The sequence below is a fragment of the Citrobacter sp. Cpo074 genome (assembly GCF_030332745.1).
Lineage (GTDB): Bacteria > Pseudomonadota > Gammaproteobacteria > Enterobacterales > Enterobacteriaceae > Citrobacter > Citrobacter portucalensis.
Genome location: NZ_JAOWHG010000026.1, coordinates 60,019 through 83,261 on the forward strand (window position 1 = coordinate 60,019; position 23,243 = coordinate 83,261).

General features: G+C 53.3%; 23 protein-coding genes. 11 read left to right on the plus strand and 12 right to left on the minus strand.

From position 1 onward, the window contains the following. Positions 1-9: 9 nt before the first annotated feature. Entirely contained in the window at positions 10-4,470 is a 4,461-nt protein-coding gene (gene gltB, locus OGX83_RS03970; RefSeq protein WP_123969743.1) for a glutamate synthase large subunit, read from the minus strand. 684 nt (positions 4,471-5,154) lie between these two features. On the opposite strand from gltB, the gene mnmL reads away from it, so the two are divergent. From mnmL to mtgA, 4 genes are all read left to right on the plus strand, one after another. Beyond that, positions 5,155-6,084: a tRNA modification radical SAM protein MnmL/YtqA gene (gene mnmL / locus OGX83_RS03975; RefSeq protein ID WP_103014945.1), complete on the plus strand. Its 930-nt coding sequence runs from the start codon at positions 5,155-5,157 to the stop codon at positions 6,082-6,084. A gap of 169 nt (positions 6,085-6,253) precedes the next feature. After that, positions 6,254-8,590 carry an aerobic respiration two-component sensor histidine kinase ArcB gene (gene arcB / locus OGX83_RS03980; RefSeq protein WP_003828775.1) on the plus strand — a complete coding sequence of 779 codons (2,337 nt, stop codon included), beginning with the start codon at positions 6,254-6,256 and terminating at the stop codon, positions 8,588-8,590. 229 nt (positions 8,591-8,819) lie between these two features. Then, entirely contained in the window at positions 8,820-9,473 is a 654-nt protein-coding gene (gene elbB / locus OGX83_RS03985; RefSeq protein ID WP_003828774.1) for an isoprenoid biosynthesis glyoxalase ElbB, read from the plus strand. Beyond that, positions 9,470-10,189, plus strand: a complete 720-nt coding sequence (mtgA, locus tag OGX83_RS03990) for a monofunctional biosynthetic peptidoglycan transglycosylase (protein WP_003828772.1) — start codon at positions 9,470-9,472, stop codon at positions 10,187-10,189. The genes elbB and mtgA overlap by 4 nt, the downstream gene beginning before the upstream one ends. Before the next feature lie 66 nt (positions 10,190-10,255). On the opposite strand, the gene npr is transcribed toward mtgA, so the two are convergent. The 11 genes from npr to OGX83_RS04045 form a co-directional block, all read right to left on the minus strand. Next, positions 10,256-10,528 carry a PTS phosphocarrier protein NPr gene (gene npr / locus OGX83_RS03995; RefSeq protein WP_003828770.1) on the minus strand — a complete coding sequence of 91 codons (273 nt, stop codon included), beginning with the start codon at positions 10,526-10,528 and terminating at the stop codon, positions 10,256-10,258. Continuing rightward, positions 10,525-11,379: an RNase adapter RapZ gene (gene rapZ, locus OGX83_RS04000; RefSeq protein ID WP_003025085.1), complete on the minus strand. Its 855-nt coding sequence runs from the start codon at positions 11,377-11,379 to the stop codon at positions 10,525-10,527. The genes npr and rapZ overlap by 4 nt, the downstream gene beginning before the upstream one ends. Before the next feature lie 45 nt (positions 11,380-11,424). After that, a complete protein-coding gene (ptsN, locus tag OGX83_RS04005) occupies positions 11,425-11,916 on the minus strand; it encodes a PTS IIA-like nitrogen regulatory protein PtsN (RefSeq protein WP_286587410.1) in 492 nt (163 codons plus the stop codon). A gap of 83 nt (positions 11,917-11,999) precedes the next feature. Further along, the gene (hpf, locus tag OGX83_RS04010; protein WP_003025078.1) at positions 12,000-12,287 is read right to left on the minus strand and encodes a ribosome hibernation promoting factor; all 288 of its coding nucleotides are present in this window, start codon (positions 12,285-12,287) and stop codon (positions 12,000-12,002) included. Positions 12,288-12,309: 22 nt separating this feature from the next. Then, positions 12,310-13,743: an RNA polymerase factor sigma-54 gene (gene rpoN, locus OGX83_RS04015; protein WP_032945120.1), complete on the minus strand. Its 1,434-nt coding sequence runs from the start codon at positions 13,741-13,743 to the stop codon at positions 12,310-12,312. A gap of 46 nt (positions 13,744-13,789) precedes the next feature. Beyond that, positions 13,790-14,515 (minus strand): LPS export ABC transporter ATP-binding protein, encoded by a 726-nt coding sequence (gene lptB, locus OGX83_RS04020; protein ID WP_003828761.1) that lies wholly within the window; start codon positions 14,513-14,515, stop codon positions 13,790-13,792. A gap of 6 nt (positions 14,516-14,521) precedes the next feature. After that, complete coding sequence (lptA, locus tag OGX83_RS04025; protein ID WP_003828759.1) at positions 14,522-15,070, minus strand: lipopolysaccharide ABC transporter substrate-binding protein LptA; 549 nt, start codon at positions 15,068-15,070, stop codon at positions 14,522-14,524. Then, entirely contained in the window at positions 15,039-15,614 is a 576-nt protein-coding gene (gene lptC, locus OGX83_RS04030; protein WP_008785932.1) for an LPS export ABC transporter periplasmic protein LptC, read from the minus strand. The genes lptA and lptC overlap by 32 nt, the downstream gene beginning before the upstream one ends. Further along, positions 15,611-16,177, minus strand: coding sequence for a 3-deoxy-manno-octulosonate-8-phosphatase KdsC (gene kdsC, locus OGX83_RS04035; RefSeq protein WP_032945113.1), 567 nt, complete (start codon positions 16,175-16,177; stop codon positions 15,611-15,613). Before kdsC ends, lptC begins: the two co-directional genes overlap by 4 nt. Positions 16,178-16,197: 20 nt before the next feature. Beyond that, entirely contained in the window at positions 16,198-17,184 is a 987-nt protein-coding gene (gene kdsD / locus OGX83_RS04040) for an arabinose-5-phosphate isomerase KdsD (RefSeq protein WP_174770991.1), read from the minus strand. A gap of 13 nt (positions 17,185-17,197) precedes the next feature. Continuing rightward, on the minus strand, positions 17,198-18,175 hold the full coding sequence (locus OGX83_RS04045; RefSeq protein WP_003828751.1) for a calcium/sodium antiporter: 978 nt from the start codon (positions 18,173-18,175) through the stop codon (positions 17,198-17,200). Between the two features lie 215 nt (positions 18,176-18,390). On the opposite strand from OGX83_RS04045, the gene mlaF reads away from it, so the two are divergent. The 7 genes from mlaF to murA all read left to right on the plus strand — a co-directional run bounded on the left by mlaF (position 18,391) and on the right by murA (position 23,239). Then, complete coding sequence (gene mlaF / locus OGX83_RS04050; RefSeq protein ID WP_003828749.1) at positions 18,391-19,203, plus strand: phospholipid ABC transporter ATP-binding protein MlaF; 813 nt, start codon at positions 18,391-18,393, stop codon at positions 19,201-19,203. Between the two features lie 7 nt (positions 19,204-19,210). Next, positions 19,211-19,993 carry a lipid asymmetry maintenance ABC transporter permease subunit MlaE gene (gene mlaE / locus OGX83_RS04055; protein ID WP_003025053.1) on the plus strand — a complete coding sequence of 261 codons (783 nt, stop codon included), beginning with the start codon at positions 19,211-19,213 and terminating at the stop codon, positions 19,991-19,993. A 4-nt stretch (positions 19,994-19,997) separates the two neighbouring features. Continuing rightward, positions 19,998-20,555 (plus strand): outer membrane lipid asymmetry maintenance protein MlaD, encoded by a 558-nt coding sequence (gene mlaD / locus OGX83_RS04060; RefSeq protein WP_003828747.1) that lies wholly within the window; start codon positions 19,998-20,000, stop codon positions 20,553-20,555. A gap of 18 nt (positions 20,556-20,573) precedes the next feature. Further along, positions 20,574-21,209, plus strand: coding sequence for a phospholipid-binding protein MlaC (mlaC, locus tag OGX83_RS04065; protein ID WP_008785928.1), 636 nt, complete (start codon positions 20,574-20,576; stop codon positions 21,207-21,209). Further along, on the plus strand, positions 21,209-21,502 hold the full coding sequence (mlaB, locus tag OGX83_RS04070) for a lipid asymmetry maintenance protein MlaB (protein ID WP_003025045.1): 294 nt from the start codon (positions 21,209-21,211) through the stop codon (positions 21,500-21,502). The genes mlaC and mlaB overlap by 1 nt, the downstream gene beginning before the upstream one ends. A gap of 169 nt (positions 21,503-21,671) precedes the next feature. Further along, positions 21,672-21,926, plus strand: a complete 255-nt coding sequence (ibaG, locus tag OGX83_RS04075) for a BolA family iron metabolism protein IbaG (RefSeq protein WP_003025040.1) — start codon at positions 21,672-21,674, stop codon at positions 21,924-21,926. 53 nt (positions 21,927-21,979) lie between these two features. Next, a complete protein-coding gene (murA, locus tag OGX83_RS04080) occupies positions 21,980-23,239 on the plus strand; it encodes a UDP-N-acetylglucosamine 1-carboxyvinyltransferase (RefSeq protein WP_003839949.1) in 1,260 nt (419 codons plus the stop codon). Positions 23,240-23,243: the final 4 nt, after the last annotated feature.

Genomic DNA, 23,243 nt, shown 5'->3' on the forward strand with positions numbered 1-23,243 from the left:
TGCTACCCCTTACTGCGCCTGCACACGCAGCTCTGCTGCGCTACGACTACGGTGACCCAACAGTGCTTTCACATCACTGGATTTTGGTTTTACCAGCGCGAATTTCGCCGAGAATGCTGGCCAGTTAGCCAGGATCTCTTCGCCGTGTGAAGAGCCGGTATGCTGTACGTGCTCGGTAATCAAACCGCGCAGGTGTTCCTCGTGGATAGCCAGCGAATCCACGCTCAGCACTTCTACCAGTTCCGGGTTCACGCGTTTGCGGAACTCACCATCTTCGTCGAGCACGTAGGCGAATCCGCCCGTCATACCCGCTCCGAAGTTGACGCCCGTTTTTCCGAGAATACAGACGATGCCGCCGGTCATATATTCGCAGCCGTTGTCGCCAATACCTTCAACCACGGTGATTGCGCCGGAGTTACGTACTGCAAAGCGCTCACCCGCACGACCCGCGGCAAACAGGCGGCCACCGGTGGCGCCATACAGACAGGTGTTACCAATGATGCTCGCCTCATGGCTACGGAAAGCAGAGCCAACCGGAGGACGCACTGCCAGCAGACCGCCCGCCATACCTTTACCGACATAGTCGTTGGCATCACCGGTCAGATACAACTCCACGCCGCCCGCGTTCCACACGCCGAAGCTCTGGCCTGCGGTACCGCTGAAGTGCGCTTTGATTGGGTCAGACGCCAGCCCCTGATCGCCATGCGTTTGCGCGATATAGCCCGACAGCGACGCGCCAACAGAACGGTCGGTGTTGCGGATATCGAACCAGAAGGTTTTGCTCTGGCGCTCGTCGACAAACGGTTTCGCTTGCTGTAACAACTGAGCGTTCAGCACGCCGTTATCAAACGGCGGGTTGTTCTCGGTGCAATGCAGCGCTTTACCCGGATGCGGTTCGGCGGTTTCCAGCAGACGAGACAGTTCCAGTTTCTGTTGCTTGGCGGTAAACCCTTCCAGCTCTTTGAGCAGGTCGGTACGACCAATCAGATCCACCAGACGCTTCACACCCAGTTGCGCCATCAGCTCACGGACTTCGCGGGCGATAAATTCAAAGTAGTTAGTCACTTTGAACGGCAGGCCGTGATAGTGATTCTTACGCAGTTTGTCATCCTGAGTCGCCACGCCGGTTGCGCAGTTGTTCAGGTGGCAAATACGCAGGTATTTACAGCCCAGCGCCACCATTGGACCGGTACCGAAGCCGAAGCTTTCCGCACCCAGAATCGCCGCTTTAATGATATCGACACCGGTTTTCAGACCGCCATCAACCTGCAGGCGAATCTTGTGACGCAGACCGTTAGCGACCAGCGCCTGCTGGGTTTCCACCAGACCGAGTTCCCACGGGCAGCCCGCATATTTCACCGAGGAGAGCGGGCTTGCGCCGGTACCGCCATCGTAGCCAGCAATGGTGATCAGGTCCGCATAGGCTTTCGCCACGCCTGTGGCGATGGTGCCAACGCCTGGTTCGGAAACCAGCTTCACGGAGATCATCGCTTTCGGGTTGACCTGTTTGAGGTCGAAAATCAGCTGCGCTAAGTCTTCGATAGAGTAAATATCGTGGTGCGGCGGCGGGGAGATCAGCGTCACGCCCGGTACCGAATAGCGCAGTTTGGCGATGTACGGGGTGACTTTATCACCCGGTAACTGACCGCCTTCGCCAGGTTTCGCGCCCTGAGCGACTTTAATCTGGATGACATCGGCGTTGACCAGATACGCCGGGGTTACGCCAAAGCGACCGGAAGCAACCTGCTTAATGCGCGACACTTTATTGGTGCCATAGCGCGCCGGGTCTTCACCGCCTTCACCGGAGTTCGAGTTGCCGCCGATGCTGTTCATGGCTTCGGCCAGCGCTTCGTGTGCTTCGGGGCTTAATGCGCCGATGGACATAGCTGCGGTATCAAAGCGTTTAAACAGTTCGGTCGCGGGTTCTACTTCGCTAATGCTTACGGCTTCATCGCCAGGCGTTATCGCCAGCAGATCGCGCAGCGTGGCCGCCGGACGCTCATTGACCAGCTTGGCATATTCCTGATAGTCGCTGTACTCGCCGCTTTGTACCGCCTGTTGCAGCGTGCGCACCACGTCCGGGTTGTAGGCATGGTATTCGCCGCCGTGGACGTATTTGAGCAAGCCGCCCTGGCTGATAGGTTTACGTGCCAGCCATGCATGTTTGGAGAGGTTCAGCAGATCCTGCTGGAAGTCGCTAAACCCTGCGCCGCTGATGCGGCTGACCACGCCCTGGAAGCACAGCGCCACGACATCATCGTGCAGACCAACGGCTTCAAACAGCTTCGAGCAGCGGTAAGAGGCAATGGTCGAGATGCCCATTTTGGACATGATTTTGTACAGACCTTTGTTGATGCCGTTACGGTAGTTCAGCATCACGGTCCGGTAATCTTTGGCAATCGCCTGAGTGTCGATCAGTCGTCCCAGCGTTTCATACGCGAGATACGGATAAATGGCCGTCGCGCCAAAGCCAAGCAGGACAGCAAAATGGTGCGGGTCGCGGGCACTGGCGGTTTCAACGATGATGTTGGCGTCGCAACGCAGACTTTGTTCTACCAGACGCGTTTGCACTGCGCCTACGGCCATCGGTGCAGGAACCGGCAGGCGGTTTTTCGCGATGTTACGGTCAGAGAGCACCAGCAGCACAGTACCGTTACGCACCATCTGTTCCGCCTTATCGCACAATGCTTTGACGGTCTCTTCGAGCGTGGTTTCGGTCACGTCGAAGGTGATATCCAGGCGGTCGGCGCGGTAATGCTCCTCTTTCATGGTGGTGAGCTGGGTAAAATCGGAGTACAGCAGGATCGGCGATTTAAAGCTCAGGCGGTGTGCCTGACCTTCGGCTTCGCAGAAGACGTTCATCTCACGACCGATGCTGGTGGCCAGCGACATAACGTGCGCTTCACGCAGCGGGTCGATCGGCGGGTTAGTCACCTGCGCGAACTGCTGGCGGAAGTAGTCATAAATGATGCGTGGCTGGCTTGAGAGCACCGCAAACGGGGTATCATCACCCATTGAGCCGACCGCTTCCTGACCGTTTTCACCGAGCACGCGGATCACGGAATCCAGCTCTTCGGCGCTGTAGTTAAACTGTTTCTGATAGCTGGCGAGCGTGTCATCGTCCAGTTCGCGGCTGCCGACCTGATCGTCAGCGAGGTCTTCGAACGGCACCAGACGGCGGACGTTCTTCTCCATCCACTCTTTGTACGGATGGCGGCTTTTCAGATCGTCATCGGTTTCGGCGGAGTGCAGAATGCGCCCGCTGCGGGTATCGATAACCATCAGCTCGCCAGGGCCGACGCGACCTTTCTCGACGACTTCATCCGGCTGATAATCCCAGATCCCAACTTCAGAGGCACAGGTAATCAGCTTGTCTTTGGTGATGACGTAGCGTGCCGGACGCAGGCCGTTACGGTCAAGGTTACAGGCGGCAAAACGGCCGTCGGACATAACAATGCCCGCCGGGCCATCCCACGGCTCCATGTGCATAGAGTTAAAGTCAAAGAACGCGCGCAGCTCCGGGTCCATATCCGGGTTGTTCTGCCAGGCCGGCGGCACCAGTAAACGCATGGCACGGATAATGTCCATCCCGCCAGCCAGCAGCAGTTCCAGCATGTTATCCATTGAGCTGGAGTCGGAGCCGGTTTCGTTAACGAACGGTGCGGCGTCGTGCAGGTCTGGGATCAGTGGCGTCTGGAATTTATAGGTACGTGCGCGTGCCCACTGGCGGTTGCCGGTGATGGTGTTGATTTCACCGTTATGCGCCAGGTAGCGGAACGGTTGCGCCAGCGGCCAGCGCGGTACGGTATTGGTGGAGAAGCGCTGGTGGAACAGGCAGATGGCCGATTCCAGACGCAGATCCGCCAGGTCCAGGTAAAAGCGCGGCAGATCCGCCGGCATACACAGGCCTTTATAGATATTGACCAGGTTCGACAAGCTACAGACGTAGAAGTCTTTATCGTCCTGGAGGCGTTTTTCGATGCGACGGCGCGCGATGAACAGGCGGCGCTCCATATCACGCGGACGCCAGCCCGCAGGGGCGTTGACAAAAATTTGCTCGATACGAGGCAGGGAGGAGAGGGCGATTTCACCGAGAACACCTTCGTTGGTCGGCACGTCGCGCCAGCCGACAATCGACAGGGTCTCCTGCTGTAATTCTTCTTCGACAATGCGACGAGAAGCCGCAGCCAGTTCAGCGTCTTTATTTAAAAAGATCATGCCGACGGCATAGTTTTTAGCTAAACGCCAGCCGCGCTCTTGCGCCACGATGCGGAAAAAGCGGTCAGGTTTTTGTAACAGCAAACCGCAACCATCGCCGGTTTTACCATCGGCTAGAATTGCGCCACGGTGCTGCATGCGGGCCAGTGCGTGTATGGCGGTACGCACTACCTTGTGGCTAGGTTCGCCTTCTATGTGGGCGATCAGGCCGAAACCACAGTTATCCCTCTCAAGGGATTTATCGTACAACATATCAGTGAACCTCCCCAGGCTCTGCGGGATTCCCATCTGGACCGTTGCGCACGGGCACACCAAGAGCATGGCGACGGGGTTTGCGTGTCATACGCTTACCTCGCATTCGCCCTCTTTATCCTTTTCGCATAGGTCAAACAAGTTTGAGGACTTGCTTCAGAGGGAATCTCAATTACTGCATAAATATGATGAGCAGACTGCCCATCCAGAAAGCTTCCAGCGGATTTCCACGTTATCGGGAATCCACACACAGGTCAAATGGCAATCTTATTTATGCAAAAATGTGCTATAGGGCGATTAACTTTATGAATACGTTGAAATTTAAGGCTTTTTTACATTGATTTAACGCAAGGAGAATGGAGAGTGAAGTGTGATCTGTCTCACTGTCAGAAAGGCTGTATATCCCCCGTCCTCCCTTTGTTTATCGCTATGCTTGGCATTTTATGCTGGTTTTTAGAGTTTTGGCGTCTTAAAGATACTGTTTTTATGCTGAGAGTATAAGAAGATAAAAAAAACAGTCGGATATAAGGAAAAGTAATTTCATTTTGAATGAATGAAATTTCGATTATTTTGATTTGTTATGCAATGAATAAAGGCACGCCAGGGCGATTGATCCAGGTCATCGCCGACTGGGGCAAAAAATGGCAGGCTTTGGCCTCTTTTCAAGGCGCGGTCTACCAGATTATGCAGTTACAGAAATTAGTCAATATGTTTGGTGGGGATCTTTCTCGCCGTTACGGGCAAAAGGTTCATAAACTCACGCTTCACGGCGGCTTTAGCTGTCCAAATCGTGATGGCACCATCGGACGTGGCGGGTGTACTTTCTGCAATGTTGCCTCGTTTGCCGATGAAGCACAGCAGCACCATTCTATTGCCGAGCAGCTTGAGCATCAGGCGCATCTGGTCAATCGCGCGAAACGCTATCTGGCCTATTTCCAGGCCTATACCAGCACCTTTGCTGAAGTGCAGGTGCTGCGTTCGATGTATCAGCAGGCGGTTAGCCAGGCCAGTATCGTCGGGTTATGCGTTGGGACGCGCCCCGACTGCGTGCCGGATGCGGTACTCGATCTGCTTTGCGAGTATAAAGACCTCGGCTATGAGGTATGGCTGGAGCTCGGTTTGCAAACCGCGCATGACAAAACCCTGCATCGTATTAACCGCGGCCATGATTTTGCCTGCTACCAACGCACTACGCGACTGGCACGCGAGCGTGGGCTGAAAGTGTGCTCGCACCTGATTGTCGGTCTGCCGGGAGAAGGGCAGGCAGAATGCCTGCAAACCATGGAACGTGTAGTGGAGACGGGTGTTGACGGTATTAAGCTGCACCCGCTGCATATTGTGAAAGGCAGTACGATGGCGAAAGCCTGGGAAGCCGGGCGGCTGAACGGAATTGAACTGGACGACTATACGGTTACCGCCGGGGAGATGATCCGTCATACGCCGCCAGAGGTGATTTATCATCGAATTTCCGCCAGCGCGCGCCGCCCAACGCTGTTGGCACCGCTATGGTGTGAAAACCGCTGGACCGGCATGGTCGAACTGGATAAGTACCTTAACAAGTACGGTGTGCAAGGCTCGGCGCTCGGTACGCCATGGGTACAGCCTGAGAACTAACTCTCCGTAGGCCGGATAAGGCAAAGCCGACATCCGGCAATCTGCGCCTGCTTGCCTGATGGCCTCTCCGCGGTCATTTCACCGATAACCTCCGCATTTCTTGCACAATCTTCAACGTCACGCTGAGAATTGAGTATTATTGTGCCAAGTTGTCGTGAAGGAACCCTCTATGAAGCAAATCCGTATGCTGGCGCAATATTACGTCGACCTGATGATGAAGTTAGGTCTGGTGCGCTTTTCGCTGCTGTTGGCGCTGGCTCTGGTCGTGTTGGCAATTGTGGTGCAGATGGCTGTCACCATGGTGCTGCATGGCCAGGTAGAAAGCATTGATGTCATCCGTTCTATCTTTTTTGGTCTGTTAATTACCCCCTGGGCCGTCTATTTCTTGTCTGTGGTGGTGGAGCAACTTGAGGAGTCCCGGCAACGCCTGTCACGACTGGTACAAAAGCTGGAAGAGATGCGCGAGCGAGATCTCAAGCTCAATGTGCAGCTGAAAGATAATATTGCCCAGCTCAATCAGGAAATTGTTGAGCGTGAAAAAGCCGAAGCAGAGCGCCAGGAAACATTCGAGCAACTGAAGGTTGAAATCAAAGAGCGCGAAGAGGCGCAGATCCAGCTTGAGCAACAGTCTTCCTTTTTACGCTCTTTCCTTGATGCCTCGCCGGATCTGGTTTTTTATCGCAATGAAGATAAAGAGTTTTCCGGCTGTAACCGTGCTATGGAGCTGCTGACTGGCAAAAGCGAAAAGCAGCTGGTGAACTTAAAACCGGCTGACGTTTACTCTCCTGAAGCGGCTGAAAAGGTGATTGAGACCGACGAGAAGGTGTTCCGTCATAATGTTTCGCTCACCTACGAACAGTGGCTGGACTACCCGGACGGGCGCAAAGCCTGCTTTGAAATTCGCAAAGTGCCTTACTATGACCGCGTAGGTAAACGACATGGTCTGATGGGCTTTGGGCGCGATATTACCGAGCGTAAGCGTTATCAGGATGCGCTTGAGCGCGCCAGCCGCGATAAGACCACCTTTATTTCTACCATCAGCCACGAGTTGCGCACCCCGCTTAACGGCATTGTCGGCTTAAGCCGGATCCTGCTGGATACGGATCTGACCGCGGAGCAGGAAAAATACCTGAAAACAATCCACGTCTCTGCTGTGACGCTGGGGAATATTTTCAACGATATTATCGACATGGATAAGATGGAACGACGTAAAGTCCAGCTCGATAACCAGCCAATCGATTTCACCAGCTTTATGGCGGATCTGGAAAACCTCTCTGGCCTACAGGCGCAGCAAAAAGGGCTGCGCTTTGTGCTTGAGCCGACGTTACCGCTGCCGCATAAGGTCATTACCGACGGAACGCGTCTGCGTCAGATCCTGTGGAATCTGATCAGCAACGCCGTGAAGTTTACCCAGCAGGGGCAGGTGACCGTGCGGGCGCGCTATGACCAGGGGAATATGCTGCATTTCGAAGTTGAAGATTCCGGCATCGGCATTCCGCAGGATGAGCAGGATAAAATCTTCGCTATGTATTATCAGGTGAAGGACAGCAACGGCGGTAAACCGGCTACGGGGACAGGGATTGGTTTGGCCGTGTCGAAGCGTCTGGCGAAAAACATGGGCGGTGATATTACGGTTTCCAGCCAGGCAGGAAAAGGGTCCATCTTTACGCTAACCGTGCATGCCCCTGCGGTAGCGGAAGAGATTGAAGATGCTTTTGAAGACGATGAACTGCCGCTGCCAGCCCTGAATGTGCTGCTGGTAGAAGACATTGAGCTGAACGTTATTGTTGCGCGCTCCGTGCTGGAAAAATTAGGCAACAGCGTGGATGTCGCGATGACCGGGAAAGCCGCGCTGGAAATGTTTACGCCGGGTGAATATGACCTGGTGCTGTTGGATATTCAGCTACCGGATATGACCGGTCTGGATATCTCGCGGGAGCTCACGCAAAAATACGCCCGTGAAGATCTGCCACCGCTGGTTGCACTCACCGCCAACGTACTGAAAGATAAAAAAGAGTATCTGGACGCAGGCATGGACGACGTGCTGAGTAAGCCGCTGTCGGTTCCGGCGCTAACCGCCATGATCAAAAAATACTGGGATACCCGAAACGAAGAGGAGAGCACTGTGACATCTGAAGAAAGCAGTAAATCGCAAGCGCTGTTAGATATTCCTATGTTGGAACAATACCTCGAGCTGGTGGGACCGAAGTTAATTACCGACGGGCTGGCGGTGTTTGAGAAGATGATGCCGGGATATTTGAGCGTGCTGGAGTCCAACCTGACGGCACGGGATAAAAAAGGTGTTGTTGAGGAAGGCCATAAAATTAAAGGCGCAGCAGGTTCAGTGGGGCTGCGTCACCTGCAACAGCTAGGTCAGCAAATCCAGTCGCCGGATCTTCCTGCCTGGGAAGATAACGTTGCTGAATGGATTGAAGAGATGAAGCAGGAGTGGCAGCACGACGTGGCAGTATTAAAAGCCTGGGTGGCGAGTGTGGAAAAAAAATGACCCCGGCTTGACCGGGGTGCGCGAATACTGCGCCAACACCAGGGAAATCGTGGCTGCGCCGTAAATTATTATCATTGTTTACAAGGGCGCAGCCCTAATTTTCAGGCCGCACGCAGTTAAGATAGCAAATCTTAAATAATTTGTTACATGAATCAGTTAAATGTGTGAAGCGTAGCATTTAAATCATAATAACTAATATGTTTCAGCCAGTTGAGAAAGGAGTATTACGATGAAAAAAGTGGGTGTAGTGCTCAGCGGATGCGGCGTGTATGACGGTGCAGAGATCCATGAAACTGTTCTCACGCTTCTGGCCATTGCCCGCAACGGCGCTCAGGCTGTCTGTTTCGCACCAGATAAACAACAAGCGGATGTGATTAATCATCTGACCGGCGAGCCGATGCTGGAAACTCGCAATGTGCTGATTGAAGCCGCGCGTATCACACGTGGCGATATTCGCCCACTTGCGCAGGCAGTCTCATCGGAACTGGATGCGTTGATCGTGCCGGGTGGGTTTGGTGCGGCCAAAAATCTGAGCAATTTTGCCAGTCAGGGCAGCGAATGCCGGGTTGACAGCGATTTAGCCGCGCTGGCGGTGGCCATGCATCAGGCGGGTAAGCCGTTGGGGTTTATGTGCATTGCGCCTGCCATGTTACCTAAAATTTTTGACTTCCCGCTGCGTCTGACCATCGGCACTGATATCGACACGGCAGAGGTGCTGGAAGAGATGGGCGCTGAGCATGTGCCTTGTCCGGTTGATGACATTGTCGTCGATGAAGACAACAAAATCGTCACCACGCCTGCCTATATGCTGGCGCAGGACATCGCTCAGGCTGCGAGTGGCATCGATAAACTGGTATCGCGTGTGCTGGTGCTGACTGAATGAGAAAAGGAGTAACCGCCTTTCTGCGACGTATTTTTCTGCGGGTGGTGGTTGTCCTCGCCGTATTCTGGGGCGGGGGCATCGCACTTTTCAGCGTGATGCCTGTGCCTTTCTCAGCGGTAATGGTCGAGCGACAGCTGGGCGCATGGCTGTCCGGTGATTTCGGCTATGTGGCGCACTCGGACTGGGTGAGCATGGATGAGATCTCACCGTGGATGGGACTGGCGGTGATTGCTGCGGAGGACCAGAAGTTTCCAGACCACTGGGGGTTTGACGTCACCGCCATAGAGAAAGCGCTGGCGCACAATGAACGCAATGAAAACCGCATTCGCGGGGCGTCAACGTTATCGCAACAGACGGCGAAAAACCTCTTTTTGTGGGATGGACGTAGCTGGGTGCGTAAAGGTCTCGAAGCCGGGCTAACGCTGGGTATGGAAACCGTCTGGAGTAAGAAACGTATTCTGACCGTCTATTTGAATATCGCCGAGTTTGGCGATGGGATATTTGGCGTGGAGGCGGCGGCGCAACGGTATTTTCATAAACCGGCCAGTCGGTTGAGCCTGTCTGAAGCGGCCTTGCTGGCGGCAGTATTGCCCAATCCTTTGCGTTTTAAGGCGAATGCGCCTTCTGGTTATGTGCGTAACCGCCAGGCCTGGATTATGCGCCAAATGCGCCAGTTAGGTGGTGAGTCGTTTATGCGGGAAAATAAGCTGTATTAGCGTAGTTATTGCCGGATGCGGCGTAAACGCCTTATCCGGCCTACTGGCTACGTTCTGTGTACTCGATTAATCTTCATCAAACCCTGAATTAAACAGGGCAATCACTGCGGCCAGGGCTTCTACTTCCTGTGGTCCCGTGGCTTCGACTTCTATCTGACGCCCTTTGGCTGAATCCAGCATCAGCAGAGCGATAACGCTGTTGGCCTCGGCTTCCGTTCCTTCATCATTACGCAGCAAAACTTCTGCTTCGAAACCCTGCATCAATTCAAACAGTTTCATCGCTGGGCGGGCATGCATGCCCAGCTTATTGGTGATTTCAACGGTTTGCTTCACGGTCATGATTTACGTTTTTCCAGCGTACGATGGCGTGACTGCACGTTTTTACCGCGTGAGCGGAAGTAGTCTGCCAGCTGCTCAGCAATATACACCGAACGGTGTTTCCCGCCGGTACAGCCGATGGCTACGGTAAGGTAGCTACGGTTGTTGGTCTCCAGCATGGGTAACCATAGCTCAAGATAGCTGCGAGTCTGGTAAATAAAATTGTGTACTTCTGTGTGCCTGTCGAGGAATGCGGCGACGGGGCGGTCAAGACCGGTCATTGGGCGCAGCTTTGGATCCCAGTGTGGGTTAGGCAGAAAGCGCACGTCAAAGACGTAATCCGCATCAATCGGGATACCGTGTTTGAAACCAAAGGATTCGAATACCATCGTCAATTCACGTTCACGTTTACCCAGCAGTCGGGTACGTAACATTTCTGCCAGTTCGTGTACGGACATTTCGGAGGTATCAACGATCAGGTCAGCGCGAGAGCGCAGTGGCTCCAGCAAATCGCTTTCCTTATCGATAGCGCTTTCCAGAGACAAGTTCTTGCTGGAGAGCGGGTGTAAACGGCGCGTGTCGCTGTAGCGACGAATCAGCGTGTTACGGTCTGCATCAAGGAACAGCAGCTGTGGTGAGAAACCCTCGGGCAGATTATTCATTGCCTGCTCAAAAATTTCCGGGGACTCAGGCATGTTGCGCACATCAATGCTGACGGCCGCAGAAATCTGGCGATCGGCCAGTGTACGAGCCAGATCGGGCAACAGCACTACGGGAAGGTTATCCACGCAGTAAAAACCCATATCTTCCAGCGCACGCAGGGCGACAGATTTACCTGACCCTGAACGGCCGCTGACGATCATCAGTACCATGTACTGTTTCTCCTCACAACGACAAAAAAGGATGCCATTGGGTTGTTATGCTTCATCCTGTCCACTTTCGGTGTCCGTGATGATTTGATACAACTCCTGGTCACTCTGCGCGGCGCGCAGACGACGACAGATGGTTTTATCTGCCAGACGTTTTGCGACCAGTGACAACGTATGCAAATGCGTCTTGGTTTGGTCTGCCGGGACCAGCAGGGCGAAAAGCAGATCGACAGGTTGATTATCAATGGCGTCGAAGGCGATGGGTGTTTCGAGTTGAACAAACACACCAACCGCGCGCATCGTGTCTTCTTCCAGCTTTCCGTGCGGGATAGCAATACCATTACCGATGCCGGTACTGCCCATTTTTTCACGCGTCAGAATGGCTTCAAATACCACCTGAGAAGGCAAGCTAAGCTGTTTTGCCGCAAGTTCGCTGATGATTTCCAGTGCGCGTTTCTTGCTTTGGCAGTGAACGCCTGCGCGTGTACATTCCTGGTTAAGAACAGTGCTCAGTTGTAGAGTCGTATCGTTATTTGTCATAATTTCACCTAAGCGCTAACTGTACAAATGGCCCGTTGTGCTACACAACAGGCCGTCCTGCACCCGCTAACTGCCCGGACAAGTTAGTGCTGTTTCAGTTTATCTTTATGTTTTGTTAACTGCCGAGCCAGTTTATCAATTAAACCGTCAATGGCGGCGTACATATCCTGACCTTCCGCGCTGGCATGAATTTCGCCACCGTTCACATGCAGTGTTGCATCCGAGATATGTGTAACCTTCTCCACTTTCAACACAATATAGACCTGATTAATCCGGTCGAAATATTGTTCGAGCTTGGCAAATTTTGTATTCACAAAATCGCGCAGGGCTTCGGTGATTTCGACGTTGTTTCCAGTGATGTTGAGCTGCATAGTGTCTTCCTTATCGGTTGGGTCACACCAGCTGTTTGCGCTGGTTAGACGGCGGAATGGATAAAGACTCTCGGTACTTCGCAACGGTGCGGCGTGCCACCATGATACCCTGTTCTGACAGCATAGAGGTTAACTTGCTGTCACTCAGCGGTTTCGCGGGGTTTTCCGCAGCAATTAATTTCTTCACCAGCGCACGGATAGCTGTGGATGAGGCTTCACCTCCGCCTTCAGTGTTAACGTGACTGGAAAAGAAATACTTCAATTCAAAAATGCCGCGCGGACTGTGCAGATACTTTTGCGTGGTCACACGGGAAATGGTCGATTCGTGCATCTCGACGGCCTGGGCGATATCCGCCAGTACCATCGGTTTCATAAACTCTTCGCCTTGCTCAAAGAAAGCTTGCTGCTGCTCAACGATGCAGCGGCTGACGCGCAGCAACGTATCATTGCGGCTTTCCAGGCTTTTAATCAGCCACTTCGCATCTTGCAGATTGCTACGAATAAACTGGCTGTCGGCATCGTTGCGCGCGCTATTGCACATGGCGGCGTAGTGCTGGTTAATCTGTAAGCGCGGAATGCTGTCGCCGTTGAGTTCGACCACCCAGCGATCGTTATGCTTACGCACCAGCACATCCGGAATAACGTACTCCGGCTCGCCGGTCTGGATCGATTGCCCTGGGCGGGGATCAAGCGACTGGATGAGGTTGACGGCTTCTTTCAGCACGTCTTCTTTCAGCCGGGTCACGCGCATCAGGGTGCGGAAGTCATGGTTGGCTAACAGATCGAGGTGATCGCTGATGATCAGACGCGCTTCTTCCAGCCACGGCGTGGCTTTATCAAACTGCGAAAGTTGGATCAGTAAGCAGTCACGGAGATCTTTGGCGGCCACGCCAACGGGATCAAAGCGCTGAACGCGTTTAAGCACGGCTTCGATTTCGTCCATACCGACGTCGTCATCGCCCATGCTTTCGAGAATATCGTCCAGGGTCACGGTGAGATAACCGGTTTCGTCTACCGCATCCACAATGGATGTCGCAATGGCGCGATCGGTATCCGAGAACGGGGTCAGTTCCACTTGCCACATCAGGTAATCCTGTAGTGATTGCGTGGTCTCACCCTGATACACAGGCAGTTCGTCGTCGATGTAATCCCCGCTGGTGCCCGAAGGCGTCCCGGCGGTGTATATTTCATCCCAACTGGCATCAAGCGGTAACTCCTCAGGCATCTCTTTTTGTTCGAGTGCATCTGCGGTGTCGAGGGTTTCGCTGTCCTGTTTTTCCTGGGTATCAATTTCGTCGTGAAGATCGGTTTGCTCGAGCAGTGGGTTACTTTCCAGCGCTTGCTGAAGTTCTTGCTGAAGTTCCAGCGTGGACAGCTGCAACAGACGGATAGCCTGTTGTAGCTGAGGCGTCATCGCCAGTTGTTGGCTAAGCCTGAGTTGCAAACCTTGCTTCATGTTCAGAGTTGTTTTCTCCTGCAGTGACGTGAAGTCTTCTACCCTATCAGAGTCTGAAGTCTTCCCCAAGGTATACGCGCTTAACGTGCTCATCCTGCAGTATTTCTGTTGGCGTGCCGTGCGCGATCAGGTGTCCCTGACTTACGATATAGGCACGCTCACACACTGCCAGCGTTTCGCGGACGTTGTGGTCGGTAATCAGCACGCCAAGGCCGCTGTCGCGCAGGTGTTCGATGATCCGTTTAATATCAATAACAGAAATCGGGTCAACACCGGCAAACGGTTCATCCAGCAGGATAAATTTCGGATTAGCGGCCAGTGCGCGAGCGATCTCCACGCGGCGTCGTTCACCACCGGAGAGCGACTGACCTAAGCTGTCGCGCAGGTGCTCGATGTGGAATTCTTCCATCAGCTCGTTGGCCCGATCTTCCCGCTGCTCGCTGGTCAGATCGTCACGAATTTGCAGTACCGCCATCAGGTTATCAAACACGCTCAGGCGACGGAAAATCGATGCTTCCTGCGGTAAGTAGCCGATGCCGCGACGCGCGCGCGCATGCAGAGGCAGCAGACTGATGTCTTCGTCATCAATGATAATGTTACCCGCATCGCGCGGGACAATGCCGACTACCATGTAAAAGGTTGTTGTCTTGCCTGCACCGTTAGGACCGAGCAGACCGACGATCTCCCCGGAGTTGACGGTCAGACTGACATCTTCAACCACACGACGGCCTTTATAGGCTTTTGCAAGGTTCTTTGCAGTTAATGTTGCCATAACGAATCAGTTACCTTTTTTCTCTGCCGGAGCCTTGTTTTTGTCCTGCAACTGCGACGGAACCAGAACGGTGGTGACGCGTTTGCCTTTATCGCTGAAGGCCTGCATTTTCTGCTCTTTTACCAGATAAGTGATCTTATCGCCCGTGATGTTGCTATCGAGCTGTTCCAGATACGCCTTGCCGGTGAGAACGACAAAGTCTTTCGCCAGTTCATAGTGCATCTGAGAGGCGTGGCCTTTAACCGGTTTACCGTTGTCCTGCATCTGGTAAAACGTCGCTGGATTGCCATAGCCATCAATCACTTCTTTGCCGTCTTCACCGCCAGGACGGGTCACGACGACTTTATCGGCGTTAATTTTGATGGTGCCCTGAGTCACAATCACGTTGCCAGTAAACGTCACCACGTTGCCCTGCATATCCAGGGACTGCTGGTCCGATTCAATGTGAATCGGCTGCTCGGTATCGCCGGTGACGGCAAATGCCGGAATGCTGGCGGCCAGAAGTGAGCTGGCAAGTACAAGATTAAGGCTGAGTTTGTTTGTTTTGGATTTCATATGAGGTTCTAACCTTTTCAATCAGCTCGGCGTTCTTGCTGCGTAAGTTGCCGCGCATCTTCAGTCCGCTGGAGTTAAATGTTGTGCCATACAACGTCACCAGATCATCGGAAGTGACGTCTTGTGTCACCAGGTTAATCTGCGCGTTATCGGTCGTAATTCTGCGTAGTTGAGAGTCAGGCACCAGGGCGTTAACCTCAACATGGCCGTACAGATACAGCATCCGATCGTTGGTCAATTTGGCTTTGTCGGCCTTGATCGTCCAGGTCGGTACTTTATCCTTATCAAACGTGGTTAATACTGGTTGAGTAAACCACGAAACCGCTTGTTCCGAATAATATTCAACGTGTTGTGCGATCAAGTGATAGCTCAGCGCGCCTTCCGGACTATACACGACGGTATCAGTATGTTCGCTCTTATAGGTTGGCTCGTTGTTATTGACGACGACCTGAGTGGTGTCATCTTTGTCTGCCAGATTAATACCAATCATCACAAGGACAGCCAGCGACAGTAGAATGATAACCCAACGTCTGGTTTTGCTCATATCGATTGCCCTTTGGCCTCGTCCAGTTTGCCCTGCGCCAGGAGTAATAAATCGCAGACTTCACGCACAGCGCCACGTCCCCCATCAATGTGGGTGACATAATCAGCTCGCGGGATCAGCAAAGGGTGGGCATCTGCCACCGCGACGCTTAATCCCACTTTAGCCATCACCGGCCAGTCGATCAGGTCATCGCCAACGTAGGCGACATTCTCCGGCGCGATCGCCAGTTTGCTAAGGAGATCGCCAAAGGCAACCAGTTTGTCTGACTGCCCCTGATACAGGTGGGTGATCCCCAAAGTGGCACAGCGATCTTCTACAAGTTTAGCCTTTCGTCCGGTAATAATGGCAACCTCAATACCGGAAGTGAGCGCACAGCGAATTCCGTAACCATCACGGACGTTAAAAGCCTTCAGCTCTTCACCGTTGTTGCCCATATAAATCAGACCATCAGACAGTACGCCATCCACATCCAGGATCAGCAAACGGATGTTTTCTGCCCGGGTGATAACGTCTGCGCTGACGGGTCCATAACAGGTCGCAAGCGACGCACCTGCTTTACTCATTTTCGTTATCCTTGAGTTTCTTACACTACACCTGCACGCAGCAGATCATGCATATGTAACACACCGAGTAATTGGTCGCCATCAGCAACCATTACCGAGGTGATATGGCGGGACTGCATTAAGTTCAGGGCATCGACGGCAAGAATACCCGGACGCACGCGAATGCCTCCAGGGGTCATCACATCGGCAATGCCTAACTGGCGTACATCAACGCCCATATCGAAGACACGACGTAAATCGCCATCGGTGAAAATACCGTCAATCTTCATGGCATCATCGCAAATGACGGTCATGCCGAGATTTTTACGCGTGATCTCAATTAAGGCGTCACGCAGGCTGGCGTTTTTGGTCACATGCGGGATCTCGTCGCCCGTATGCATAATATCGTTAACGCGCAGTAAAAGCTTACGGCCCAGTGCGCCACCGGGATGAGACAACGCAAAATCTTCCGCGGTAAAGCCGCGCGCTTTTAATAATGCCACCGCGAGGGCATCGCCCATCACCAGTGTTGCTGTCGTACTGCTGGTCGGTGCCAGACCTAACGGACAAGCTTCCTTGGGCACTTTAACACACAGATGCACATCTGCCGCACGCGCCATACTGCTTTCAGGACGACCGGTCATGCAGATAAGCGGTACATGAAGACGTTTTAATACCGGGATCAGCGCCGCTATCTCATTGGATTCACCGGAGTTAGAGATGGCGATGACCACATCCTGCGGCGAGACCATACCCAGATCGCCATGTGCGGCTTCGCCTGGGTGTACAAAAAATGAGGGGGTGCCGGTGCTGGCAAATGTGGCTGCCATTTTCCGCCCGATATGGCCGGATTTCCCCATTCCCATCACCACCACTTTGCCCGGGCAGCTGAATATTTTCTCGCATGCGAGGGTAAAATTTTGGTTGATGTACTGATCAAGCTCCGCCAGGCCTTCACGTTCAATTGTCAGGACTTCCTTGCCTGCTTGCTGAAAGTCAAAACCCGGTTGCAACTCTAAGTGCGACATAATGCGTTTCCAGTTATCCAACGAGAAGTGGCGATAACCAATACAGCATCGCCAGCCATATGATAAAACCGCCGGTCAGCAGCGCACCTGCGCCGCGACCAATCTGGCGCGGACGTCGCCAGCAGAGTAGTGCAAAAATCACGCTCACCAGCAGCATGACGCTATAGTCACGGGTGAAGGCCATTGGATTGACTTCACCCGGCGTAATCAGCGCCGGTAGCCCGAGGACGATAACGATATTAAAAATGTTTGCGCCGATAATGTTACCGACGGCAATATCATTTTCACCTTTACGCAGACCCGCAATCGCTGTTGCCAGCTCCGGCAGGCTGGTACCAATGGCGACCACTGTCAGCCCGATAGTAAGTTCGCTCATGGCGAAATAGTTCGCCAGTACGGTCGCGTTGTCCACCACCATACGTGTTGCCATTGGCATGATAATCAGCGCAATGCCCAACCACAAAAATGCGACCGGTAATCCGCCTTCGCGCGGCAGCTCAGCTATCTGCTCACGTGTCAGGCTGTCATTGCCTTGTCGCTCGGCCAGACGGGCGATTTTAACAATGAATAGCAGCCATAGCACGGCCAGAAGCAGAAGAAAGAAACCGTCGCTGCGGCTTAACTGCCCGTCATACAGGACGGATGCAGCTAAAATACTTACCAGCAACATTAGCGGTAATTCACGACGCAGAACATCAGAATGCACGGTAAAAGGATGAATCAGCGCCGACAGGCCTAAAATAAGCAGAATGTTGGTGATGTTAGAACCTATAGCGGTCCCGACAGCCAGATCGAGTTGCCCATTCATCGATGCGGCAACGGAGACAATTATCTCGGGTAACGACGTACCCATGCTGACCACGGTCATTCCGATGATAATGGGAGGAATACCGAAGTTTCGACATAAAATGGATGCAGCAAATACCAGACGGTCGGCACCGTAGACCACCAGAAGTAAACCAATTATTAACAGCGCCGTCGCTAAAAGCATCTAAAGTCCTTTCTTCAGGTATACTCGCCGGTCCACTTGAAGGATCTTCTGGAAGCCGTAACGAAGTCTTAATTTTGACTTTATGCGGCTAAAAAGTAAAACAAATGCCAGCTTTCGCTAACCAGGACAGGCAATAATCTGTAAATATGTTGAGTTCATGGCTAAATTGAGCGCCAAACTCTTCGATCAACGAGGCAATAGTAAAGGATGAATCAATGGGGCAGTCTGTGGCGAATCTAGTCGATATGCGCGATGTCAGCTTTTCCCGGGGTGACCGCTGCATCTTTGATAATATTTCCCTGACGGTACCGCGCGGTAAGGTGACGGCGATCATGGGGCCATCAGGCATCGGCAAAACGACGCTGTTGCGTCTGATTGGCGGACAAATCCCCCCGGATAAGGGCGAGATCCTGTTTGACGGTGAGAACGTCCCGGCCATGTCCCGTTCGCGTTTATTTACCGTGCGTAAGCGCATGAGTATGCTGTTTCAGTCTGGTGCGCTATTTACCGACATGAATGTGTTTGACAACGTCGCGTACCCTCTGCGCGAGCATACGACGTTGCCAGCGCCGTTGCTGAAGAGCACGGTGATGATGAAGCTCGAGGCCGTCGGCCTGCGGGGTGCGGCCAAATTAATGCCTTCTGAATTATCCGGTGGGATGGCGCGTCGCGCCGCGTTAGCACGTGCTATCGCGCTGGAGCCAGACCTCATCATGTTTGATGAGCCGTTCGTCGGCCAGGATCCCATCACCATGGGCGTTCTGGTGAAGCTGATTTCAGAACTGAACAGCGCGCTGGGCGTCACCTGTGTGGTGGTATCCCATGATGTGCCTGAGGTACTGAGTATTGCGGATTACGCCTATATAATGGCGGACAAAAAAATAGTGGCCTACGGTAGTGCTCAGGCACTACAAGAAAATGCCGATCCGCGCGTACGCCAGTTCCTGGACGGCATTGCCGATGGACCGGTTCCGTTCCGTTACCCGGCGGGCGACTACCACATCGATTTACTCAAAACAGGGAGTTAAGCCACCCATGTTGTTAAATGCGCTGGCATCACTCGGACATCGGGGAATAAAAACCCTCAGGACGTTCGGGCGAGCCGGATTAATGTTGTTCAATGCGGTTGTCGGCAAGCCGGAGTTTCGCAAACATGCGCCGCTGCTGATACGCCAGCTCTATAATGTCGGTGTCTTATCGATGCTGATCATTATTGTTTCTGGCGTATTCATCGGTATGGTGCTGGGGTTGCAGGGATACCTGGTGCTGACGACCTACAGCGCGGAAACCAGCCTCGGTATGCTGGTGGCACTGTCATTGTTACGTGAGTTGGGACCGGTTGTTGCGGCGCTGCTGTTTGCCGGGCGGGCCGGGTCGGCCTTAACCGCAGAAATTGGCCTGATGCGGGCGACCGAACAGCTTTCCAGTCTGGAGATGATGGCCGTCGATCCACTGCGCCGGGTGATTTCCCCACGTTTTTGGGCTGGCGTCATTTCATTGCCGTTGCTGACGATTATTTTTGTCGCAGTGGGTATCTGGGGTGGTTCACTGGTTGGCGTAAGCTGGAAGGGTATTGATGCAGGCTTCTTCTGGTCGGCTATGCAAAATGCCGTCGACTGGCGTCTGGACCTGGTCAACTGTCTGATTAAGAGCGTGGTGTTCGCCATTACGGTCACCTGGATTGCATTGTTCAATGGTTATGATGCGATCCCGACCTCTGCTGGGATTAGCCGGGCAACGACACGCACCGTTGTGCACGCCTCTCTTGCCGTTCTGGGGCTGGATTTTGTGCTGACCGCACTGATGTTTGGGAATTGAGTTCATGCAAACGAAAAAAAATGAAATTTGGGTCGGGTTATTCCTGTTGGTTGCGCTGCTGGCAGCGCTGTTTGTTTGCCTGAAGGCGGCGAACGTTACCTCAATGCGTACTGAGCCGACTTACACGATTTATGCGACCTTTGATAATATCGGCGGCCTGAGAGAGCGTTCTCCGGTGCGGATTGGCGGAGTGGTAGTTGGACGCGTATCGGACATCTCGTTAGATCCGAAAACGTACCTGCCGCGCGTGACGCTGGAAATCGAATCGCGTTTTAACCATATTCCTGACACCAGTTCTCTGAGCATCCGTACTTCCGGTCTGCTGGGCGAACAGTATCTGGCATTGAATGTGGGTTTTGAAGATCCTGAGCTGGGAACGTCTATCCTCAAAGATGGCGGTACGATTCAGGACACGAAATCCGCGATGGTGCTGGAAGATATGATTGGTCAGTTCCTTTACAACAGCAACAGTAAAGGTGATGACAATAAGAATTCTGGCGATGCGCCAGCCGCAACTGACGGCAATAATGAAGCCACTACGCCTGCGGGCGCAACGAAATAATCTCAGGAGAATCGACGTATGTTTAAACGATTGATGATGGTGGCTATGCTGGTGATTGCCCCGCTTAGCGCAGCAACTGCAGCCGACCAAACGAACCCGTACAAACAGATGAATGAGGCGGCGCAGAAGACATTTGACCGTCTGAAGAATGAACAACCTAAAATCCGCGCAAACCCGGATTACCTGCGCCAGGTTGTCGATCAGGAACTATTGCCATACGTGCAGGTTAAATATGCGGGTGCGCTGGTACTGGGGCGCTACTACAAAGATGCGACCCCTGCTCAGCGTGAAGCCTATTTTGCCGCATTCCGTGAATATCTGAAGCAGGCCTACGGCCAGGCTCTGGCGATGTACCATGGCCAGACTTATGAAATTGCACCAGAGCAACCGCTGGGTGATGCGACCATCGTGCCTATCCGCGTAACCATCATCGATCCAAACGGTCGTCCTCCGGTACGTTTGGATTTCCAGTGGCGTAAAAACTCCCAGACCGGTAACTGGCAGGCTTATGACATGATTGCTGAAGGCGTAAGTATGATCACCACCAAACAAAATGAGTGGAGCGACCTGCTGCGTACCAAAGGTATTGATGGCCTGACGGCGCAGCTGAAATCTATTGCTCAGCAGAAAATCACTCTGGAAGAGAAAAAATAATGACGCAGTCACTCACCTGGACGCGTGAAGGCGACAAGCTGGTGCTGGTGGGGGAGCTGGATCAGGACGTGTTAAACCCATTATGGGATGCGCGAATTGAGGCGATGAAAGGGGTATCCTGCATCGACCTGAACCAGGTATCCCGGGTAGATACCGGCGGTCTGGCGTTACTGTTGCATCTGATTAATCAGGGCAAGCAGCAGGGAAACAGCGTTTCACTCACTGGTGTTAACGATAAAGTGTACACGCTGGCGCAGCTTTACAATCTGCCTGACGACGTCCTTCCGCGTTAATTTTTCCAGGCCGGATAAGGTCTTGTGCCGCTATCCGGCAAAACCCCTGAGGGGGATCTGCCACTAAAGCCTTGTCTGATTTATCAGCGAGGCTTTTTGCTTATTTATGACAGCGCCACTTTGCTCTAAGATGTTGGGCTGTTTTCACTATCTGACGAATGAAGAGCCCATGGAAAATAATGAAATTCAGAGCGTGCTGATGAATGCACTCTCCCTCCAGGAAGTCCACGTTTCTGGCGACGGCAGTCACTTTCAGGTTATTGCCGTGGGTGAGATGTTTGAAGGCATGAGCCGGGTCAAGAAGCAGCAATCGGTCTATGGCCCGTTGATGGAGTACATTGCGGACAACCGCATTCATGCCGTGTCGATTAAGGCGTTTACCCCAGCGGAATGGGCGCGCGATCGCAAACTTAACGGTTTTTGAGCTACGGGTGATGTGCCGGTAGCGAAGATAAATTCTTAACAGAGAACAGAATAATGGATAAATTTCGTGTTCAGGGGCCAACTAAGCTCCAGGGCGAAGTCACAATTTCAGGCGCTAAAAACGCCGCACTGCCGATCCTGTTTGCGGCGCTGCTGGCTGAAGAACCTGTAGAGATCCAAAACGTCCCGAAACTGAAGGACGTTGACACATCAATGAAGCTGCTGAGCCAGCTGGGTGCGAAAGTTGAGCGTAATGGTTCTGTGCACATCGATGCGCGTGATGTGAACGTCTTCTGTGCGCCGTACGATCTGGTGAAAACCATGCGTGCATCCATTTGGGCGCTCGGGCCGCTGGTTGCCCGCTTTGGTCAGGGTCAGGTTTCACTGCCGGGCGGCTGCACAATCGGCGCACGTCCGGTTGACCTGCACATTACCGGCCTGGAGCAGTTAGGCGCGACTATTAAGCTGGAAGAAGGCTATGTGAAGGCGTCCGTTGATGGCCGTCTGAAAGGCGCGCATATCGTCATGGACAAAGTGAGCGTCGGCGCGACGGTCACCATCATGTGCGCAGCAACGCTTGCCGAAGGCACTACCATCATCGAAAACGCCGCGCGCGAGCCGGAGATCGTGGATACCGCGAACTTCCTGATTGCGCTGGGCGCGAAGATCACTGGTCAGGGCACCGATCGTATTACCATCGAAGGCGTTGAGCGTCTTGGCGGTGGTGTTTATCGCGTTCTGCCAGATCGTATCGAAACCGGTACCTTCCTGGTGGCGGCGGCAATTTCTCGCGGCAAAATTATCTGCCGTAATGCACAGCCGGACACGCTGGATGCCGTTCTGGCGAAGCTGCGTGATGCGGGTGCGGATATTGAAGTGGGTGATGATTGGATCAGCCTTGATATGCACGGTAAACGTCCGAAAGCGGTCAATGTGCGTACTGCACCGCATCCGGCGTTCCCTACCGATATGCAGGCCCAGTTCACGTTGTTGAACCTGGTAGCTGAAGGGACCGGCTTCATCACGGAAACCGTGTTTGAGAACCGCTTTATGCACGTGCCTGAGCTGAGCCGTATGGGCGCTCACGCAGAAATCGAAAGCAATACCGTGATTTGCCACGGCGTGGAAACGCTCTCTGGCGCACAGGTTATGGCGACCGATCTGCGCGCATCTGCAAGCCTGGTGCTGGCAGGGTGTATTGCTGAAGGTACGACGGTAGTCGACCGTATTTATCACATCGATCGCGGCTATGAGCGCATCGAAGATAAACTGCGTGCGCTGGGCGCAAACATTGAGCGCGTGAAAGGCGAGTAATCGT

Coding starts and splice junctions, on each gene's coding strand:
- arcB (WP_003828775.1), top strand. CDS start 6,254: ATGAAGCAAATCCGTATGCTGGCGCAATATTACGTCGACCTGATGATG.
- hpf (WP_003025078.1), bottom strand. CDS start 12,287: ATGCAGCTCAACATCACTGGAAACAACGTCGAAATCACCGAAGCCCTG.
- mlaC (WP_008785928.1), top strand. CDS start 20,574: ATGTTTAAACGATTGATGATGGTGGCTATGCTGGTGATTGCCCCGCTT.
- lptC (WP_008785932.1), bottom strand. CDS start 15,614: ATGAGCAAAACCAGACGTTGGGTTATCATTCTACTGTCGCTGGCTGTC.
- mlaE (WP_003025053.1), top strand. CDS start 19,211: ATGTTGTTAAATGCGCTGGCATCACTCGGACATCGGGGAATAAAAACC.
- murA (WP_003839949.1), top strand. CDS start 21,980: ATGGATAAATTTCGTGTTCAGGGGCCAACTAAGCTCCAGGGCGAAGTC.
- elbB (WP_003828774.1), top strand. CDS start 8,820: ATGAAAAAAGTGGGTGTAGTGCTCAGCGGATGCGGCGTGTATGACGGT.
- mnmL (WP_103014945.1), top strand. CDS start 5,155: ATGCAGTTACAGAAATTAGTCAATATGTTTGGTGGGGATCTTTCTCGC.
- ptsN (WP_286587410.1), bottom strand. CDS start 11,916: ATGACAAATAACGATACGACTCTACAACTGAGCACTGTTCTTAACCAG.
- ibaG (WP_003025040.1), top strand. CDS start 21,672: ATGGAAAATAATGAAATTCAGAGCGTGCTGATGAATGCACTCTCCCTC.
- mlaF (WP_003828749.1), top strand. CDS start 18,391: ATGGGGCAGTCTGTGGCGAATCTAGTCGATATGCGCGATGTCAGCTTT.
- kdsC (WP_032945113.1), bottom strand. CDS start 16,177: ATGAGTAAAGCAGGTGCGTCGCTTGCGACCTGTTATGGACCCGTCAGC.
- lptA (WP_003828759.1), bottom strand. CDS start 15,070: ATGAAATCCAAAACAAACAAACTCAGCCTTAATCTTGTACTTGCCAGC.
- OGX83_RS04045 (WP_003828751.1), bottom strand. CDS start 18,175: ATGCTTTTAGCGACGGCGCTGTTAATAATTGGTTTACTTCTGGTGGTC.
- lptB (WP_003828761.1), bottom strand. CDS start 14,515: ATGGCAACATTAACTGCAAAGAACCTTGCAAAAGCCTATAAAGGCCGT.
- rapZ (WP_003025085.1), bottom strand. CDS start 11,379: ATGGTACTGATGATCGTCAGCGGCCGTTCAGGGTCAGGTAAATCTGTC.
- rpoN (WP_032945120.1), bottom strand. CDS start 13,743: ATGAAGCAAGGTTTGCAACTCAGGCTTAGCCAACAACTGGCGATGACG.
- npr (WP_003828770.1), bottom strand. CDS start 10,528: ATGACCGTGAAGCAAACCGTTGAAATCACCAATAAGCTGGGCATGCAT.
- mlaD (WP_003828747.1), top strand. CDS start 19,998: ATGCAAACGAAAAAAAATGAAATTTGGGTCGGGTTATTCCTGTTGGTT.
- mtgA (WP_003828772.1), top strand. CDS start 9,470: ATGAGAAAAGGAGTAACCGCCTTTCTGCGACGTATTTTTCTGCGGGTG.
- kdsD (WP_174770991.1), bottom strand. CDS start 17,184: ATGTCGCACTTAGAGTTGCAACCGGGTTTTGACTTTCAGCAAGCAGGC.
- gltB (WP_123969743.1), bottom strand. CDS start 4,470: ATGTTGTACGATAAATCCCTTGAGAGGGATAACTGTGGTTTCGGCCTG.
- mlaB (WP_003025045.1), top strand. CDS start 21,209: ATGACGCAGTCACTCACCTGGACGCGTGAAGGCGACAAGCTGGTGCTG.